Annotated in this window: 15 protein-coding genes; 9 read left to right on the forward strand and 6 right to left on the reverse strand. The window is 71.9% G+C overall.

The window, feature by feature from the left end; translation table 11 throughout:
* Positions 1-143: 143 nt before the first annotated feature.
* On the reverse strand, positions 144-764 hold the full coding sequence (locus ACSYGN_RS23630; protein ID WP_460403675.1) for a MerR family transcriptional regulator: 621 nt from the start codon (positions 762-764) through the stop codon (positions 144-146).
* Between the two features lie 188 nt (positions 765-952).
* On the opposite strand from ACSYGN_RS23630, the gene ACSYGN_RS23635 reads away from it, so the two are divergent.
* The 3 genes from ACSYGN_RS23635 to ACSYGN_RS23645 are packed head-to-tail and all read left to right on the forward strand — an operon-like array spanning position 953 to position 4,562.
* Positions 953-2,614, forward strand: a complete 1,662-nt coding sequence (locus ACSYGN_RS23635; protein ID WP_460398775.1) for a flavin-containing monooxygenase — start codon at positions 953-955, stop codon at positions 2,612-2,614.
* Complete coding sequence (locus tag ACSYGN_RS23640; protein WP_460398777.1) at positions 2,611-3,663, forward strand: alpha/beta fold hydrolase; 1,053 nt, start codon at positions 2,611-2,613, stop codon at positions 3,661-3,663. Before ACSYGN_RS23635 ends, ACSYGN_RS23640 begins: the two co-directional genes overlap by 4 nt.
* Positions 3,660-4,562, forward strand: coding sequence for an SDR family oxidoreductase (locus tag ACSYGN_RS23645; RefSeq protein WP_460398779.1), 903 nt, complete (start codon positions 3,660-3,662; stop codon positions 4,560-4,562). Before ACSYGN_RS23640 ends, ACSYGN_RS23645 begins: the two co-directional genes overlap by 4 nt.
* Positions 4,563-5,351: 789 nt before the next feature.
* Here the strand turns inward: ACSYGN_RS23645 and ACSYGN_RS23650 are convergent.
* On the reverse strand, positions 5,352-8,711 hold the full coding sequence (locus tag ACSYGN_RS23650; protein ID WP_460398781.1) for a S41 family peptidase: 3,360 nt from the start codon (positions 8,709-8,711) through the stop codon (positions 5,352-5,354).
* Between the two features lie 327 nt (positions 8,712-9,038).
* Between ACSYGN_RS23650 and ACSYGN_RS23655 the strand changes: the two genes are divergently transcribed.
* The 5 genes from ACSYGN_RS23655 to ACSYGN_RS23675 all read left to right on the forward strand — a co-directional run bounded on the left by ACSYGN_RS23655 (position 9,039) and on the right by ACSYGN_RS23675 (position 14,138).
* Positions 9,039-9,638, forward strand: coding sequence for a TetR/AcrR family transcriptional regulator (locus ACSYGN_RS23655; protein WP_460398783.1), 600 nt, complete (start codon positions 9,039-9,041; stop codon positions 9,636-9,638).
* Positions 9,639-9,772: 134 nt separating this feature from the next.
* On the forward strand, positions 9,773-12,019 hold the full coding sequence (locus ACSYGN_RS23660; protein ID WP_460398785.1) for an MMPL family transporter: 2,247 nt from the start codon (positions 9,773-9,775) through the stop codon (positions 12,017-12,019).
* A 320-nt stretch (positions 12,020-12,339) separates the two neighbouring features.
* The gene (locus tag ACSYGN_RS23665; RefSeq protein ID WP_460398787.1) at positions 12,340-12,870 is read left to right on the forward strand and encodes a hypothetical protein; all 531 of its coding nucleotides are present in this window, start codon (positions 12,340-12,342) and stop codon (positions 12,868-12,870) included.
* A gap of 13 nt (positions 12,871-12,883) precedes the next feature.
* Positions 12,884-13,789, forward strand: coding sequence for an NAD(P)-dependent oxidoreductase (locus ACSYGN_RS23670; protein ID WP_460398789.1), 906 nt, complete (start codon positions 12,884-12,886; stop codon positions 13,787-13,789).
* A 73-nt stretch (positions 13,790-13,862) separates the two neighbouring features.
* On the forward strand, positions 13,863-14,138 hold the full coding sequence (locus ACSYGN_RS23675; protein WP_460398791.1) for a DUF1876 domain-containing protein: 276 nt from the start codon (positions 13,863-13,865) through the stop codon (positions 14,136-14,138).
* A 94-nt stretch (positions 14,139-14,232) separates the two neighbouring features.
* Here ACSYGN_RS23675 and ACSYGN_RS23680 read toward each other — a convergent pair whose 3' ends face one another.
* From ACSYGN_RS23680 to ACSYGN_RS23695, 4 genes are all read right to left on the reverse strand, one after another.
* The gene (locus tag ACSYGN_RS23680; protein WP_460403677.1) at positions 14,233-15,447 is read right to left on the reverse strand and encodes a serine hydrolase domain-containing protein; all 1,215 of its coding nucleotides are present in this window, start codon (positions 15,445-15,447) and stop codon (positions 14,233-14,235) included.
* A 127-nt stretch (positions 15,448-15,574) separates the two neighbouring features.
* Positions 15,575-16,399 (reverse strand): energy-coupling factor ABC transporter ATP-binding protein, encoded by an 825-nt coding sequence (locus ACSYGN_RS23685; protein ID WP_460403679.1) that lies wholly within the window; start codon positions 16,397-16,399, stop codon positions 15,575-15,577.
* A gap of 74 nt (positions 16,400-16,473) precedes the next feature.
* Entirely contained in the window at positions 16,474-17,235 is a 762-nt protein-coding gene (gene cbiQ / locus ACSYGN_RS23690; RefSeq protein ID WP_460398793.1) for a cobalt ECF transporter T component CbiQ, read from the reverse strand.
* 1 nt (position 17,236) lies between these two features.
* Positions 17,237-18,301: an energy-coupling factor ABC transporter permease gene (locus tag ACSYGN_RS23695; RefSeq protein ID WP_460398795.1), complete on the reverse strand. Its 1,065-nt coding sequence runs from the start codon at positions 18,299-18,301 to the stop codon at positions 17,237-17,239.
* 279 nt (positions 18,302-18,580) lie between these two features.
* On the opposite strand from ACSYGN_RS23695, the gene ACSYGN_RS23700 reads away from it, so the two are divergent.
* A complete protein-coding gene (locus ACSYGN_RS23700) occupies positions 18,581-18,940 on the forward strand; it encodes an SsgA family sporulation/cell division regulator (RefSeq protein ID WP_460398797.1) in 360 nt (119 codons plus the stop codon).
* The last annotated feature ends 40 nt before the right edge of the window (positions 18,941-18,980 follow it).

Below are 18,980 nucleotides of genomic sequence, written 5' to 3' on the forward strand. Positions count from 1 at the left end.
ACCATGTCGCTCACCCGAGGCTTGCCAACAAAGCCGTCAAGGGAGTCGTGGAGCGGGCCGCCACGCACGGCGAGCGGTGGTCCGATCATGCTCCGGTCACTGTTGTCTACGACGTCGGCCATCACTCCGTGGGGTGACTGCGGTCAGCCCTGTTTGCGCAGCCGCCGGTCCAGCGCCAGCGAGAGTTCCGCGTCCACCACGCTGCGGGCCAGCGGGCGCAGGCGTTGGAGGTCCTCCTCGGGGGCGTGGCGCAGAACCAAGTCGGCGAAGAGGGCGGCCAGCGCGTCGGCGTGCTCCCGTACCCGCTTGCCGGCGGCCAGGACATCCGCCAGCGGGATGCCCTCGCGGACCAGGGCCGAGGAGACGTCCAGCAGGCGGCGGCTGATGTGGACGATCTCACCGCCGTCGGTGCCCAGATAGCCCAGCTCCAGGGCGGCGGCCAGGTTCTCGGGCGTGACCTCGCCCTCGAAGCGGGCGGCGAGTTCCTCGGGGGTCAGGCGCACCGGTTCCTCCTCGGTGGGCGCCTCCACGCCGAGCAGGTCGGCCACGTCCCGGCCGTTGTCCAGGGCCTCCGCCAGCTCCGCGATCCCGGTCAGGGTGTGACCGCGTTCCAGCAGTGCCGAGATGGTGCGCAGCCTGGCCAGATGGCGGTCGTCGTACCAGGCGATACGGCCCTGTCGGCGGGGCGCCGGGATCAGCTTGCGCTCGCGGTAGAAGCGCAGGGTGCGCACCGTGATGCCGGCCAGTTCGGCCAGCTCCTCCATCCGGTACTCACGCCGTCCGCCGGGTCGTCCTCCGCCTTCTGCCACACCGGCACCCTAAGGCGTACCGCCGGTAACTTTCCTCGGTCCGACCCCTACCCATCGGTAGGGAGCTGCTCTAACCTCCTCATTGCGCCAGTGTTCACTGGCGCGGTTGCAGGGTTCGGGCGTCGGCGCGCGGAGGTTCCGGGATGGTCCACGAGAGCGAGAGCGAGAGCGAGAACGAGCGGGAGAACGAGAGGGAGAACGAGCGGGAGCAGCGGGCGCGGCAGCGTCGACGGCGTGATCCGGGGACTGCGGCGCATGCGCGGGTCGCGGTGATCGGGTCCGGGTTCGGCGGGCTCGGGGCCGCCGTGCGGCTGCGGCGCGAGGGCATCACCGACTTCGTCGTCCTGGAACGGGCGGACAACGTCGGCGGCACCTGGCGGGACAACAGCTATCCGGGCTGCGCCTGCGACGTGCCCTCCCACCTCTACTCGTTCTCCTTCGCCCCCAACCCCGACTGGCCGCGCGCCTTCTCCGGCCAGGAACACATCCGCGCCTATCTGGAGCACGTCACGGACGTCTTCGGGCTGCGGCCGCATCTGCGTCTCGGGCACGAGGTGCTGCGGATGGCCTGGAACACCGAGCGGCTGTGGTGGGACATCGAGACCACCCGCGGTGACTTCTCCGCCGACCTCGTCGTCTCCGCCACCGGGCCGCTGTCCGACCCGAAGATCCCCGACGTCCCCGGGCTCGGCACCTTCCCCGGCAAGGTCTTCCACTCCGCCCGCTGGGACCACGGCTACGACCTGCGCGGCAAGCGCGTCGCCTTGGTCGGCACCGGCGCCTCCGCCATCCAGATCGTGCCCGCTGTCCAGCCCGAGGTCGCCCGGCTCACCGTCTTCCAGCGCACCCCGCCCTGGGTGATGCCCCGCGTCGACCGCCCCATCACCGGCGCCGAGCGGGCACTGCACCGATTGCTCCCGGCGACCGCCAAGGCCCGGCGCGCGGTGCTGTGGGGCATCCGGGAACTCCAGGTCCAGGCGTTCACCAAGCACCCCGACGAACTCGGCCTCGTCGAGCGGCTCGCCCTGCTCAACATGACCCGCGCCGTCAAGGACCCGGCCCTGCGCGCCAGGCTCACCCCCGACTACCGCATCGGCTGCAAACGGATCCTGCTGTCCAACGCCTACTACCCGGCGCTCGTCCAGCCCAATGTGGACGTCGTCGACGGCGGGCTCGCCGAGGTGCGCGGCCCGGTCGCCGTCGCCGGCGACGGCACCGAGGCGGAGGTCGACGCGATCGTCTTCGGGACCGGCTTCCACGTCACCGACATGCCGATCGCCGACCGGGTCGTGGGCGCGGACGGCCGGACCCTCGCCGAGGCGTGGAAGGACGGCATGCAGGCCCTGCGCGGGGCCACCGCGACCGGATTCCCCAACTGGATGACGATCATCGGGCCCAACACCGGCCTCGGGAACTCCTCGATGATCCTCATGATCGAGTCCCAGCTGAACTACCTGGCCGACTACGTCCGCCAGCTCGACGTCCTCGGCGGCCGCGTCGCCCTCGACGCCCGCCCGGACGCCGTCGCCGCCTGGAACCGCGGTGTGCAGGAACGGATGCGGCGCACCGTCTGGAACACCGGCGGCTGCACCAGTTGGTACCTGGACGCGAACGGCCGCAACACCACCGTCTGGCCGGGCACGACGACCGAATTCCGGCGGGTCACGCGACGCGTGGACCTCGGGGAGTACGACGTCCTGCGGGCGCCCGGCGCCGTCACGGGGGCGGTGCCCTCTCAGGCCGTCGGTGACAACAGCGCCGTCGGTGACAACAGCAGCGCGAAGAAGCTGGAGGCCAGCGCATGAGCCGACTGACGCACGTGGCCTCCGGGCCGTACGCCCCGCCCCTCCCCGTCCGCGAGCTCACCGCCGTCTCCGCCGACGGAGCCCGGCTGCATGTCGAGGTGCACGGGCCCGAGGACGCGCCCGCCGTCGTCCTCGCGCACGGCTGGACCTGCTCGACCGCCTTCTGGGCCTGGCAGGTCCGCGAACTGGCCCACGACCACCGGGTGATCGCCTACGACCAGCGGGGCCACGGACGCAGCCCCGCCAGCCCAACCTGCACCACCGACGCGCTCGCCGACGACCTCGAAGCAGTGCTCGCCGCCACCCTCGCGCGCGGCGAGCGGGCCGTGATCGCCGGGCACTCCATGGGCGGCATGACCGTCATGGCCGCCGTCGCGCGGCCGCGCTTCCGGGAGCACGCCGCCGCCGTCCTGCTGTGCAGCACCGGCAGCTCCCGACTCGTGGCCGAGGCGCGTGTGGTGCCGCTGCGCGCCGGGCGCGTACGGACCTGGCTCACGGCGCGCGGTCTCGGGCTGCGTGCTCCGCTCGGGCCCGTCACGCCTCCCGCGCGCCGGATCCTCAAGTACGCCACCATGGGCGCCGGATCCGCCCCGCAGATGGTGGAGGCGTGCGCACGGATCGTGCACGCCTGCCCCGCCCGGGTACGGCACGCCTGGTCGCGGACGCTGGCCGTGCTCGACCTCGACCACGGGGTACGGGAACTGCGCGTGCCCACGGCGGTGATCGCCGGTACGGCGGACCGGCTCACCCCGCTGGTGCACGCCCGCGCGCTGGTCGCCGCGCTCCCCCACTGCGTCGGCATCACCGAGCTGCCCGGCCTCGGCCATATGACTCCGGTGGAGGCGCCGGAGCTGGTCACCGGGCGGATCCGGGAACTGGCCGCCGCCTATCTGGGGCATGCGACGGGCATGCGGGGTATGACGGACATGCGGGGTATGCGGGATGCGGTCAGCGGAGCCGCCGCGGCAGAAGCGGACGACGCGGCAGACGCAGCGGTCCTGCCGGTCGAGGAAGGCGCAGAGGTCCTGCCGGTCGAGGAGGGTGCGTGAGCAGGGTGGGTCTGGAGGGGCGGGTCGCTGTCGTCACCGGGGCGGCGCGCGGCGTCGGCGAGCTGCTCGCGCGCAAGCTCTCCGCGCGCGGTGCGAAGATCGCGCTGGTGGGGCTGGAACCGGATGCGCTCAAGCAGGTCTCCGAGCGGCTGCACACCGACAGCGCCCACTGGTACGCCGATGTCACCGACCACGAGGCGATGACCCGGGTCGCCCGGGAGGTCGAGGAGCGGTTCGGCAAGGCGGACATCGTCGTCGCCAACGCCGGGGTCGCCACCGGAGGGCCCTTCATGGACTCCGATCCGGAGGCCTGGCGGAGGGTCGTCGAGGTCAATCTGATCGGTTCGGCGGTCACCGCGCGCGCCTTTCTGCCGCTGCTGGTGGCCAGCCGCGGCTATCTGCTTCAGATCGCCTCCCTCGCGGCCATGACCCCGGCGCCGATGATGACCGCGTACTGCGCGTCCAAGTCGGGCGTCGAGGCGTACGCGCACAGTCTGCGGGCCGAGGTCGCGCACCTGGGCGTGCGGGTCGGGGTCGGGTATCTGTCCTGGACCGACACCGACATGGTGCGCGGCGCGGACCAGGAGGACGTCATGCGGGAACTGCGGCAGCGGCTGCCGTGGCCTTCCAACAAGACGTATCCGCTGGGGCCGGCGGTCGACCGGCTCGTCGCGGGGATCGAGCGGCGGTCCGCTCATGTCTACGGGCAGCGGTGGCTGCGGGGGATGCAGGGGGTGCGGGGGTATCTGCCGGGGCTGATCGGGACCGTGGGACAGCGGGAGATGCGGCGGTTCGCTCCGCGGTTGCGGGGGATGCGGACGGGGTTGGTGGGGGCGGGTGGGGCTGCGGACGAGGCGTATCGGGGGGTGCGGGGGGTTCCGGGGGCGCGGGGGGAGTGATCGACGTGCGGGGGGTGGCGGGGCGTGTGAGTGTGGGCGGGGTCGGGGGTTCGACCGCTGGGTTTCTGCGGGGTGCCGCGGGGTCCGGTGGGTCTGGACGGGGCCGATGGAGGCGGTTGCCTCACGCACCACGGGAGTGAGTCATATGGGTATGCAGGACAAGTTCCAGGACCAGGAGTCGGGGCACGGGCAGGGGAAGGGGCACGGCGAGCGGACCTCCGGCGGGTCGGGGCGGGAGCCGGGTGGGTCGTCCAAGACGCCGGATCGGTCCTCTTCGAGTTCCTCGCTGCCTGAGGACATTCGGGATATGGAGGACACGGAGGAGTCGATGCGGGATCGGATGGATCAGGATTACGAGCTGTAGCTTTTGCGGCTGGCTGTTCGGGGCGTCCGGGGTTTCTGGGCGCCCCGTTTGGTGTCCGTGCGGTTTGCTGCGCGTGCTGCTGGCTGTGCAAGCCGTTGCCTGGGTGTGCCGTTGCCTGGGTGTGCTTGTTGTGCTGCCGTGGGTGCAGTGGGCCGGGGTTGCCGGGGGACCCGGTGTTGTGGGCTGTGCCCACCCGTTCCGCCCCTGCGGAACGATTGCCCACAGCGCTCGCGGCGGCGGGCGGTTGCCCACAGCGGCAGCGGCCGCGGCGCAGCGGGGCGGCAGCGGGGGTGGCTGTGGGCGTGGCCGCAGGGCGGCGGCGGGGGTCCGCGGGGTGGCTGCGGTACGGCAGCGGGGCGGTGGCGGGGTGGGTGGGCTGGCGGCTTCGCCCCCGCTGTGGGCGAAGCCGCTCCGCGGCGCTCGGGTCAGGGCCTTGGGGGGAGTTTGGGGCGGGTGTGGTTGGGGGGGTTGTGGGGGTCGGGGGGTGTGGCGGGTGGGGTGGTGGTGAGGAGGTTCAGGGCCAGGGTCACCGCGTCGTCGAGCTGGGCGTGGCGGCCTTCTGCCCAGTCCAGGGGGGTGCGCTGGATCTCCAGGTCGGGCAGGACGCCGTGGTTCTCGACCGACCAGCCGTAGTCCTCGAACCACGCCGCGTTCATCGGCACCGTGATCACCGTCCCGTCGCCCAGCCGGTGCCGTCCGGTCATGCCGACGACTCCGCCCCAGGTCCGCTGACCGACCACCGGGCCCAGCTTGAGCAGCTTGAAGGCCGCCGTGATCATGTCGCCGTCGGACGAGGTCGCCTCGTCGGCCAGGGCGACCACGGGACCGCGCGGGGCGTTGGAGGCGTACGACACGGGCTGGGCGTTTCTCGTCAGGTCCCAGCCGAGGATCGTGCGCGTGAGCTTCTCGATGACCAGTTCGCTGATGTTGCCGCCCGCGTTGCCGCGCACGTCGACGATGAGCGCGGGCCGGGACACCTCCATCCGCAGGTCGCGGTTGAACTGGGCCCAGCCCGAGCCGCCCATGTCCGGGATGTGCAGATAGCCGCACCTTCCGCCGCTCAGCTCCCGTACCACCGCACGGCGTTTGGCCACCCAGTCCTGGTAGCGCAGCGGACGTTCGTCGACCAGCGGGAGCACCGCCACCCGGCGTGCCCGGCCCTTGCCCTCGGCCGGGGTGAAGGTCAGCTCCACCGTCGTACCGCCCGCCCCCGCCAGCAGCGGATACGGGCCCGCGACCGGGTCCACCGGGCGGCCGTCGACATGGGTGAGGACCGCGCCCTCACGGATGCCCGTACCGGCGAGCGGTGAACGGGCCCTGGAGTCCGAGGAGTCGCCTGCGAGGATCCGCCGCACCGTCCAACCGGCCTCCCTGCGCACCAGGTTGGCGCCCAGCAGACCCTGTGCGCGCCGGTAGTGCGGCGGGCCCTCGTTGCGGCGGGCGGCGGTGACGTAGGCGTGGGAGGTGCCCAGTTCGCCCAGGACCTCGCGCAGCAGGTCGGCGAACTCGTCGGGGGAGGCGACCCGTTCGACCAGCGGACGGTACTGCGCCAGCACCGCGTCCCAGTCGACGCCGCACATCCCCGGGTCCCAGAAGTAGGCGCGGGTCAGCCGCCCCGCCTCCTCGTACGACTGGCGCCACTCCGCACCCGGGTCCACCTCGTGCAGGATGCGGCGTACGTCGATCCAGGTCGTCGAGTCGCTGTCGCCTGGCTCGGTCGCGGGCACCGCGCGCAGTTCGCCCTCGTCGACCACGACCAGTCGGCTGCCGTCGCCGCTCACCGCGAACCAGTCGAGATGGTCGACGAGTTCGGACTTCTTCGCCTTGGTGATGGAGAAGTGCTCCAGGGTCGGACGGCCGCTGGTGTCGACCGGGTTGACGAAGGTCTCGCCCAGCGCGCCCGAGATCGGCCAGCGCAGCCAGACCAGCCCGCCGCCCGCGACCGGCCGCAGCGCCGAGTACTTGGAGGCGGACACCGGGAACGGTGTCACCCGGCTCGCCAGCCCCTCGGCCTCCACGGTCACCGTGCTGCCGTCGCCCGCGCCCAGTGCGACGCCCTCCTCGTCCGCCACGGGATCCAGGCCACCGGCGGCGGGGCGCCCGTCCGGGCTGAGGGCGAAGGGCGAGGGGGTCGCCGACGACAGCGGGACCAGATAGGGGCGGCAGCCCAGCGGGAAGGACAGGTCCCCGGTGTGGACGTCGTACACCGGGTCGAAGCCGCGCCAGGACAGGAAGGCGAGATACCGGCCGTCCCGGGTGAACACCGGATTCTCGTCCTCGAAGCGGCCGTTGGTGACGTCGACGATCGTACGGTCCTTGATGCGCGCCATCTTGATCTGCCGCAGCGAGCGGCCGATGCCCGGGTGCGACCAGGTCAGCCATGCCCCGTCGGGGGAGAACGCCAGGTCCCGGACCGGGCCGTTGATCGACCGGATCAGCTCCGTGACCCGGTCCCGCTCCGTCGCGCTCTCCGCCTCGCCGGGGCCGGCCTCCTGCGCCGCAATCGCCGCGCTCACCGACTCCGCGGGTTCCGCGGGTTCCGCGGAGTCGGCGGCCGAGTCCGCGAGGTCCGCGAGGTCCGCGAGGTCCACGAGCAGCAGCCGACCGTCGTGCGAGGCGACGGCGAGACGCTCCCCGTCCGGGTCGGACACCAGCTCCATGACCCGGCCCAGCTCGCCGCCGGCCAGTCGGCGCGGCGGACGGTCGCCGCTCGCCCGGGGCAGCCAGGTGATCTCGACGGCGTCCTCGCCCTCCGCGTCCGTGACATGGGCGACCTGCCCGCTGGAGCCGAGCATCGCCGGCAGCCGCACGCGTACGCCCGGGGTGTCGGCGATGGTGCGGGACGGGCCGTCGCGGTGGGTGAGCCAGTGCAGGCTGCCGCGCACGACGACTGCGCTCGCCCGGCCGGTCTCGTCGACGGCGATGCCGTTCACATGCTGCGACACAGGGATCTGGTACGGACGGCGTCCCGAGCGCGGTCCGGCGAGCCGTACGTCGAGACGGCGCGGCTCGGAGTCCGCGGACAGGTCGTCGACGATCCACAGGTCGCCCGCGCACTGGTAGACGACGCGGGTGCCGTCGGAGGAGGCGTGCCGGGCGTAGAAGTCGTCGTGGTCGGTGTGGCGGCGCAGGTCGGAGCCGTCGTGGGCGCAGGAGTAGAGGTTGCCGACGCCCTCGTGGTCTGAGAGGAAGGCGATGCGGTCGCCGACGAACATCGGGGAGTGCAGATGGCCCCCGATGTCCGGGAGCAGCCGTTCGCCGTGCAGCCACAGCCGGCCGGTGGCGCCGCCCCTGTAGCGCTTCCAGGCGGCCGGCTCGTGCGGCGGGGTGCCGGTGAGGAGCAGGGTCCTGCGTTCGCCGTCGAAGTCGGCGACCTGGATGTCGGAGACCGGGCCCCAGGGCAGCTTGCGGCCGGGGTCGCCGTCGGGGGTGACCTTGTAGGCCCAGGTGAAGTAGGAGAACGGCTCACCCTGGGAGCCGACGGCGAGGATGGCGCCGTCCGGGGTCCAGCCGCAGACCCGGGTGTCCGGGCTGCCCCAGTAGGTCAGCTCACGGCTCTCGCCGCCCTCTACCGGGACCAGATACAGCTCCGGGTCGAGGCTCCGCCAGCTCGTGTACGCGATGGTGCCGCCGTCGGGGGAGAAGCGGGGGTGGCCGAGTTTGGTGCGGTCGGCGGTGATCCGCCAGGCCCGGCCGGAGCCGTCGAGCTCGGTCAGCCAGAGGTCGTCCTCGGCAACGAAGCACAGCCGGTCGCCGCTGATGTGCGGCAGGCGCAGATAGGTCACCTCCCCATGCTTTTCCCCTCAGGGGGCTGGAGCAACTTCTGCCGCAGGGCCCGGCCCGCTGCCCACCCTTGCGTCCGGCTCCCTGCCCGCCCCCCACGTCCCGCGCCCGCCCCCCACGTCGTTGCGCCCCGCCCCGCCCCGGACGGTGTCCCGCACCGCACCGGACGGTTGTCCCGCCCCGGCGTGACCGGCGTGACCCAAGACACGTACGAAACGGTTTCGTTTCCTTCGGGAGTTGCGCTACCTTCGTCATGTACGAAACCGTGTCGTTCGGAGTCCCGGAGAGCCCGGGCCCGGGCGGGACCGGAGCGGAAAGGGGTGAGGGTCATGGCTGAGGTCGCAGCACCGCGTCGCAGTCGCATCACGCCCGAGCGCGAGGCCGAGCTGTACGGGGCCGTGCTCGATCTGCTCCGGGAGGTCGGCTACGACGCCCTCACCATGGACGCCGTCGCCGCGCGCACCCGGTCCAGCAAGGCGACGCTCTACCGCCAGTGGGGCGGCAAGGCCGAACTGGTCGTCAGAGCCATCCGGCACGGCAAGCCGGGCAAGCTCGGCGAGATCGACACGGGGTCTCTGCGGGGCGATCTGCACGCCATGGTGGCGCAGGAGGACGACTGCACCATGGAACAGAACACCGCGCTGATGCGCGGTGTGGCCATGGCGATCCATCACAACCCGGATCTGCGGCAGGCGTTCCGCGACCAGTTGGTCGAACCCGAGATCAAGGAATTCCGGCGGATGCTCCAGCGAGCCGTCGACCGGGGCGAGATCCGGGCCGACTGCCCGGCGCTCGACTTCCTCGTGCACATGCTGGTCGGCGGTTTCGCCACCCGTGCGCTGCTCGACGACCAGCCGCCGACCCGGGCCTTCCTCACCTCGTACATGGACGCCGTGGTCCTCCCCGCCCTCGGCATCCGCGTCCCCTGACACCCCAGCCCCTTCCCAGCGGCACCGGCACCACCTGACGTCACCGCTCACGTCGTCGGGCTGATCCCCCCTGCGTCCTGCCGGGGGACCACCCTGCCCTTGAACCGTCAACGACTGACCGGGAGTACGTCCTCGTGGCCACCTTCCTCTACCGGCTGGGCCGCCTGGCCCACCGGCGACGGCACTTCGTCGCCCTGTTCTGGGTGGCGCTGCTCACTCTCGCCGGGGTGGGCTCCGCCTCCGCGCCGACCGCCGGCTCCACCTCCTTCTCCATCCCCGGCACCGAGGCGCAGAAAGCTTTCGATCTGCTGGAACAGCGCTTCCCCGGGATGAGCGCCGACGGGGCGACCGCACGCGTCGTCTTCAAGGCGCCCGAGGGCGCGAAGATGACGGACGCCGACAACAAGGCGGCCGTCGAGACGCTGGTGCGCACGCTGGAGCACGGCTCCGAGGTCGCCTCGGTCGCCGACCCCTACCAGGCCATGGCGATCAGCCGTGACGGCACGGTCGCCTACGCCTCCGTGAAGTACAAGGTCACCGGCCTGGAACTCACCGACGCCACCCGCAACGCCCTCAAGAAGGCCGCGCAGAACGCCCGTGACACCGGGCTGACCGTCGAACTCGGCGGCGACGCGCTGAAGACGATCCCCGAGACAGGCGCCGGTGAGGTCGTCGGCGTCGTGATCGCGGCCGTCGTCCTGATCGTCACCTTCGGCTCGCTGCTCGCGGCCGGGCTGCCGCTGGTGACGGCGCTCATCGGCGTCGGCATCGGCGTCTCGACGATCACCGCCCTCGCGAACACCCTCGACCTGGGCTCCACGACCTCCATCCTGGCCACCATGATCGGCCTCGCCGTCGGCATCGACTACGCGCTGTTCATCGTCTCCCGCTACCGCTCCGAGCTGGCCGAGGGCCGGGAGCGCGAGGAAGCGGCGGGCCGGGCCGTGGGCACGGCGGGCTCCGCCGTGGTGTTCGCCGGTCTGACGGTGATCATCGCTCTGGTCGGCCTGTCCGTCGTCAACATCCCGATGCTGACGAAGATGGGCATCGCCGCCGCGGGCACGGTCGCCATCGCGGTGCTGATCGCGCTGACCCTGATACCGGCGCTGCTCGGTTATGTGGGCGGCCGGGTGCGTCCGGCCGGTGAGAAGAGCAGGTTCCTGGGCGGTGGGCGGACGGCGAAGAAGCCCGCCCGGCCGAACATGGGCACCCGCTGGGCCAGCTTCGTCGTACGCCGCCCCGTCGCCGTCCTGCTGCTCGGCGTGGTGGGCCTGGGCGCCGCCGCGATACCCGCCGCCTCCCTCGAACTCGGCCTGCCCGACGACGGCTCGCAGCCGGCCTCCACCACCCAGCGCCGGGCCTACGACCTGCTGTCCGAGGGCTTCGGACCGGGCTTCAACGGCCCCCTCATGGTCGTCGTCGACGCCGGTGCGAGCGATCACCCGAAGGCGGCCGTCGACACCGTCGCCGGTGCGGTCAAGGGCCTCAAGGACGTCGTCACGGTCACCCCGGCGACGTACAACAAGGCCGGTGACACGGCCACCATCACGGTGATCCCCGCGTCCAAGCCGTCCTCCTCCTCCACCGAGGACCTGGTGCAGGCCATCCGTGGCAAGGGCGCGGACATCAAGGCCGACACGGACGCGAAGGTCCTGGTCACCGGCTCGACGGCGATGAACATCGACGTCTCGCAGAAGCTCAACGACGCACTGGTGCCGTATCTCGTCCTGGTGGTCGGACTGGCGTTCCTGCTGCTGATCGTGGTGTTCCGCTCGGTGCTCGTCCCGCTCAAGGCCGCCCTCGGCTTCCTGCTGAGCGTCATGGCGGCCCTCGGCGCGGTCGTCGCCGTCTTCCAGTGGGGCTGGCTGTCCGGCCTGATGAACGTCGAGCAGACCGGGCCGGTCATGTCGATGATGCCGATCTTCATGGTCGGCGTGGTGTTCGGCCTGGCGATGGACTACGAGGTGTTCCTCGTGACCCGGATGCGCGAGGCGCACGTCCACGGGGAGAACCCCGGCCAGGCGATCGTGACCGGCTTCCGGCACGGGGCGCGGGTCGTGACCGCCGCCGCGATCATCATGATCGCCGTCTTCTCCGGCTTCATGGGCTCCAGCGAGTCGATGATCAAGATGATCGGCTTCGGTCTCGCGATCGCCGTGTTCTTCGACGCGTTCATCGTGCGCATGGCGATCGTGCCGGCGGTGCTGGCCCTGCTCGGGCGGCGCGCCTGGTGGCTGCCGAAGTGGCTGGACCGGGCGCTGCCCGACGTGGACGTCGAGGGCGAGGGGCTGCGCGCCCTGGCCGACGGCGGTGCCGGTGCCGGGGACGCCGACGGCGGGCACCCCGGGTCCGACGCGGACCTGGAGGCGGCGCGCGTGTGACGCCGTAACGCCTCCGGGTGCGGGGGACAGCGAAGGACCGGCCGGTGAGGGCTCCGTGGGGACGGGGCGGCCCTCACCGGCCGGTCCTTCTCCATGGTGGGGGACGGCGCCGGCGTCCGTGGCGACGGCGGGGGAGCACATGCCGTCCAGCCCACCGCCCAATGGGGTGCGAGCCGAGTGTTGGTTCGCCAAGGCGGCGGCGTGGTCATGAGACGCTCACTGCACTCCGCGCGCGCCCCATCAGGAGGCCGTGTCGCCAGAACCATGACCGTTCGAGGGGATCCCGGCGACGGCCGTGCGAATCCTGACGTGGAGGCCCAGTGGATGTCAGCACGTTCTACGCACTCTTCTCGGCCACCTGCTTCACGCTGGTCGGCCTCTGGTGGGAAGTGGGCCAGGGGCATGAGGAGTGGATGCGCGATCCGCAGTTGCGCCGCATGGTCGGCGGCATCTACATCTCGTTCCTGCTTCCCGGACTGATGGGCCTGTTCGCGCAGGTCGGTGGAACGGAGAACCCGGAGATCTGGCGGGCCAGCTTCGTTGCGCTCGCCGTGATCGGCTGTGTGTCGATACTGCGTCTGACCCGGCGCACTCGCCCGGACGGCTCCTCACGGTTCCCGAGGCTGGTACAGGCGGTGGCGGCTGTGTGCTATGCATTGATCGCGGTGGTGGGCGCCAGACCCGAGCTCGTGGACCGGGTGGACCTGAAGCCGATCCAGGCCGCAGCGATCCTGCTGATCTTGCTCGTCGTCCTGGGGCACGGCCTGGCCTGGGGGTTCATGTCCCGGGAAGGCCGACCCGTCGAGGAGCACCAGCCCGACGTCTCCGGCGCACAACGTGACCGACGATGAGGGAACCCACGACATGACCGACACCGGCAAGCTCACCGTGGCCGTTCTCGGCACCGGCATCATGGGTGCGGCGATGGCCCGCAACATCGCCCGCGCCGGGCACACCGTCCGTGCCTGGAACCGCACCCGCGCCAAGGCCGAACCGCTCACCGCCGACGGCGCGCACATCGCCGACAGCCCCGAGGAGGCGGTCCGGGGCGCCGACGTCGTCCTGACCATGCTCTACGACGGCGGCGCCGCCCTGGAGGTCATGCGCGAGGCGGCCCCCGCACTGCGGCCCGGCACGGTGTGGGTGCAGTCCACGACCGTCGGCATCGACGCCGTGCCCGTCCTCGCGTCCTTCGCCGCCGCGCACGGGCTGGTCTTCTACGACGCCCCCGTGCTCGGCACCCGCCAGCCCGCCGAGGCCGGGCAGCTCACGGTGCTGGCGGCCGGGCCCGCCGAGGGGCGCGGAAGCGTGACGCCGGTGTTCGAGGCGGTCGGGGCGCGCACCGTGTGGACCGGCGACGACGGTACGACGGCCGCCGCGACCAGGCTCAAGCTGGTCGCCAACAGCTGGGTCGTCGCGGTCACCGCGGCGGCCGGTGAGACGCTGGCCCTGGCCCAGGGGCTCGACGTGGACCCGGCGGACTTCTTCGACCTGATCGCCGGCGGTCCGCTCGACATGGGGTATCTGCGGGCCAAGGGCAAGCTGATCCTGGAGGGCGGGCTGACCCCGGCGAGTTTCGCCGTGGCCACCGCGGAGAAGGACGCCCGGCTCATCGTCGCCGCGGGGGAGGCCCACGGGGTGCGGCTGGACGTGGCCGCCGCAAGTGCCGAGCGGTTCGCTCGGGCCACGGCGCAGGGGCACGGCGACGAGGACATGGCCGCCGCCTACTACGCCAGCTTCGACGAGGGTGAGCCACCGGCCGCCGTATGACCTCTCGTGACTTCGGTGGCCCGGCGGGCCGTCGCGGCGCACCCTGGAAGCACGGATTCCGGAGGTGGTCGTGATGATGCACAGCACTGTGGGATGGCACGTCGAGCTGGAGTTCATGGAGGACGAGGAACACACGAAAGCCGTCGCCCTGCTACGTCTGCCCGACGGCTCGGAAGTACGGGCGCACGGGCACGCCGCCCGGCACCACTCCGACTCCAACCAGCCCCGGGTGGGCGAGGAGATAGCCGGAGCCCGCGCCCTCAACGAACTGGCGATGGAACTGCTGACCAAGGCCCACGTCGAAATAGACCAGGCCTCGGGACGTACGTCCCACCCGATCCACGTGTGAGTCGTAGGAGTCGCAAGAGTCGCAAGAGTCGAAAGAGTCGTAAGAGTCGCGTGAGTCGCGTGAGTCGTATCGGTCGTACGAGCCGCTTGCGCGGTCAGTCCCGTCGTACGGGTGTTCCCAGGTGTTCCAGGGACGTGCGTACGGCTCTCACCAGGGACTGGGCCCTCGGGTCCGCGGTCACGCCGGTCAGGAAGCCGTTGGTGACATAGGCGAAGGCGATGCCCTGCTCCGGGTCGGCGAAGGCCAGGGCGCCGCCTCTGCCGGGGTGGCCGAAGGAGCCCGGGGACAGCAGCGGGGACGCGCCGCTGTGCAGCATGTAGCCGAGGCCGAACCGTGTGTTCAGCACGAGCACGCGATCCGGGCCCGCCGACTGCTCGGCGCGCGCCAGCTCCATCGTGCCCGGGGTGAACAGGCGCCGTCCGCCGTCGACCGGGCCGATCAGCGCGGCGTGGACACGGGCGAGGCCGTCGGCGGTGGCGATGCCGTTGGAGGCGGGCAGGACGGCGGCCCGGTAGACGGGGTCGTTCTCGTCGGGGAGTGGGGTGATCGCGGCGAACGCCCGGCGGGTGAGGGAGTCAGGGTCTGCGTACGCCTCGGCCACCGCCCGCTTGGGGCGCGTCCTCAGGCCGGTCGGACCGGCCGTCGCCGCGGCCGGGAGCTTGGCCACCCTGCCCACCCGCGATGCCTGGGGCGGCGGCAGGCCCAGCCACAGGTCGGCGGCCAGCGGGGCCGCGATCTCCGCGGCGATCCACTCGCCCATCGAGCGGCCCATCACCCGGCGCACCAGTTCGCCGGTCAGCCAGCTGTACGTCTGCGCGTGATAGCCGTGGTCCGTGCCCGGCTCCCAGGCCGGTGTCTGGGCGGCCACCGCCTGCGCGCCGAGGTCCGGGTCGGCGGCCTCCGCCGGGGTCAGCGGGCGGTCCAGCGCCGGTACCCCGGCCCGGTGCGCCAGCAGGTGCCGTACCAGCGTCCGTTCCTTGCCCGCCGCCTTGAACTCCGGCCAGTAGTGGCCGACCGGCGCGTCCAGGTCCAGCTCGCCGCGCTGGTGCAGCAGCAGGACGACGGCCGCGGCGACGCCCTTCGTCGCCGAGCGCACGATCTGGGCGGTGTCCCGCTCCCACGGTGACCCCTCGGCGGTCCCGTCGGCCGGTTCGTCGGCGTTCTTGGCGCCGCCCCACAGGTCGGCGACCCTGTGGCCGTGCCGGTAGACGGCGACCGCCGCGCCCCGCTCGCCGAACGCCGTGAAGTTACGGGCGAACGCCTCCCTGACCGGCTCGAAGCCCTCGGCCACGGTGCCGTGCACATCCACGTCCACGTCCCGGTCCACGTCCACGTTCCCGTCCCCGCCGTTGCTTCCGCCCGCCTTTGACGGACGGTGCAACATCTCCCCGGGGTTCCGGATTCCGCCGCGCGCCCGTCCGGGCACGTGGGCGTCGTCACGTACGCGGAGCCGCCGAGCGCGGGGTCACCGAGCGCGGGGTCACCGAGCGCGGGGTCACCGAGCGCGGGGTCACCGAGGGCGGGGTCACGGAGCGCGGGTCGAAGCCGAAGGGCAGTTCCAGACGGTGGGCGCGCATCAGGGCGTCGTCGGACAGCAGCTCGCCGGTGGTGCCGTCGGCGGCGATCACGCCGTCGCTGAGGATCAGTGAGCGCGGGCACAGCTCCAGCGCGTACGGCAGATCGTGCGTGACCATCAGGACCGTGACATCCAGGGACCGCAGGATGTCGGCGAGTTCGCGTCGGGAGGCGGGGTCGAGGTTGGAGGACGGTTCGTCGAGGACGAGGATCTCCGGCTCCATGGCCAGCACCGTCGCCACGGCCACCCGGCGCCGCTGCCCGAAGGAGAGATGGTGCGGCGGGCGGTCCGCGAAGTCCGCCATGCCCACCCGCTCCAGCGCCGTCCGCACCCGGGCGTCGAGCTCGGCGCCCCTCAGCCCGGCCGCCGCGGGCCCGAACGCCACGTCCTCCCGGACCGTCGGCATGAACAACTGGTCGTCGGGGTCCTGGAAGACGATGCCGACCTTCTGCCTGATCTCCGCCATGTGCCGACGCCCGACCGGCAGCCCCGCGACGGTCACCGTCCCGGCGCCCGCGGTGAGGATGCCGTTGAGATGCAGCACAAGCGTCGTCTTGCCCGCGCCGTTCGGCCCGAGCAGGGCGACCCGCTCACCGCGCCCGATACGGAAGTCCACCCCGAACAGCGCCTGATGACCGTCGGGGTAGGCGAAGGCGAGCCCGGACACTTCCAGGGACGCGGGCACACCATCGGAAGAAGCGTCAGCCACGGCGGACGCGTCGGTCACGGCGGACGCGTCGGTCACATCGGGCACGGCAGTCACAGGAACCATCCCAGAAGACAGACGACAAGGGCGGTGGAGGGCAGGGCGAGGGCGTACGACCACTGCGCCCGGGACGCGGTCACCTCGTCGATGACCGGCATCGAACCGGCGTAACCCCGGCTGACCATGGCGAGATGCACCCGCTCGCCGCGCTCGTAGGACCGGATGAACAGAGCGCCCGCCGACTTGGCGAGCACACCCCAGTGCCGGATCCCGCGCGCCTCGAAGCCACGGGACTCCCGGGCGATCCGCATCCGGCGCATCTCGTCGGTGATGACATCGCCGTAGCGGATCATGAAGGACGCGATCTGCACCAGCAGCGACGGGAGCCGCAACCGCTGGAGCCCGAGCAGCAGTTCGCGCAGTTCGGTGGTCGACGCCAGCAGTACGGAGGCGGCGACGCCCAGGGTGCCCTTGGCGAGCACGTTCCAGGCGCCCCACAAGCCCTCGACGCTCAGCGAGAGCCCGAGGACATCGGTGCGCGGGCCCTCGGCCACGAACGGCATCAGCACCGCGAACGCCACGAACGGCACCTCGATCAGCAGCCGCCCCAGCAGGAAGCCCGCCGGCACCCGCGCGGCGTACGCGACGCCGCCCAGCAGGACGGCGTACAGCGCGAAAGCCCACACGGCCGTGCGCGGCGTCGACACGACCACCACGACGAACGCGAACACGGCGGCGATCTTGGTGTGCGGCGGCAGGGCGTGCACGGGGGAGTGCCCCTGCCGGTAGAGCCGGTGTGCGTGTCCCGCTCCCATGTCAGGCCGCTCGCGAGGGCTCGGCGGTGCGGGTCACCTGCGACGGCGCCTCGCCCGTACGGCGCCTGCGCACCACCCAGAAGACGGTGCTGCCCGCGACGACGGTCGAGCCGACCCCGATCACGCCCGCGAGGCCGCCGGACAGCCGGGCGTCCGCGATGTCCTTGACGCCGTACCCGGCGAGCGGCGAGCCGTCACTCGCGTGCCGTTGCGCCCCCTTGTCGATGCCCTGGTCGTGGGCGACCTTCATCAGACCGTCGGGGCTGGCGGAGGCGTAGAAGCTGACGAACCCGGCGAGTAGCAGCGAGACGACCGCGCCGGTGATCCACACCGTGCGGCGGGAGGCACGCGCGACGGGCACCGGGTGGGCGGCGGGCGCGTCGACCAGCTCGCCGTTCACCCGCAGCTTCAGCGTCCGCCCGAGCCCCCGCGCACCGTGCACGAGGTCCGGCCGTACGGCGATGACCGCGCCGACCGTCAGCGAGGTGATCACGGCCTCGCCGAGGCCGATGAGGACGTGGACGCCGATCATCGCGGTGGCGACCTTGCCGATCGGCACGTTCGTGGTGCCGCCGACCGAATAGATCAGCGTGAAGACGAGCGCCGCCGCCGGGACCGAGACCAGCGCCGCGAGGAAGGCGGCGACCGTGACCGTACGGCGGCTGCGCGGCAGCGCCCTCACCAGCAGCCGGAAGACGGCGTAGGCCGCCACCGTCGTCACGATCGCCATGTCGGTGATGTTCACGCCGAGCGCGGTCAGCCCGCCGTCCGCGAAGAGGATGCCCTGCATCAGCAGCACCACGGACACGCACAGCACGCCTGTGTAGGGGCCGACCAGGATCGCGGCGAGCGCGCCGCCGAGCAGATGGCCGCTGGTGCCCGCGGCCACCGGGAAGTTGAGCATCTGCACCGCGAAGATGAACGCGGCCACCAGACCGGCCAACGGTGCGGTGCGTTCGTCGAGTTCGCGGCGTGCGCCACGCAGGCTGACAGCGATGGCGCCGGCAGCTATCACGCCGGTCACGGCGGAGGTGGGGGCGTCGATGAATCCGTCGGGTACGTGCACGGTCCGATGATAGGGGCTTGTTGCGAACTACTTGCAAGAGCGAGTCGATTGTTTATTTGCCGGTCATGCGGGAGACGCGGAAGATCCCCCGAAGATCCCCGACGACCGCCGAAGGCCAACGAAAGCCACCGAAGACCGTGTCCGATGTGAGATCGCTCATGTCAAACGCCCGATCCGTGCCCCGGAAGCGTAATCCGCGGAATATGGGACATTGGATGAGTTGGATGAGAAGCGGAGGCAGAGCTTTCGCTCAGGTCATGCAGCGTTAGGGGCCGTCCGATGTCCGTTGTCGAACAGTACGCGCGAGCCCACATCACCACCGACGCGGACGAGGGGCTCCGCGACGGACAGGCGGCCGTCCCGGTCGTCCTGCGCTACGACCCCGACGCCGACCCCCGCTCCGTGCAGGTCGGGCTGCCCGGGACGCACGAGTGGACCTTCTCCCGGGCACTCCTCGAACAGGGCCTGCGGGCCCCCACCGAGCAGGGCGACGTACGGGTGTGGCCTTGCGGGCGGGTGCAGGCCGTGGTCGAGCTGCATTCCGAGCAGGGCGGCGTGTCCGTGGTGCAGTTCGAGTCCAAGGCGCTGCTCAGATTTCTGCGCCGCACCTATCTCGCCGGGCAGCCGGTGGCCCCCTGAAGGCCGGCCCCTCCGCGCACGTCTGTCAGGTCTGTCAGGT

It is taken from the genome of Streptomyces sp. YIM S03343 (assembly GCF_054729195.1).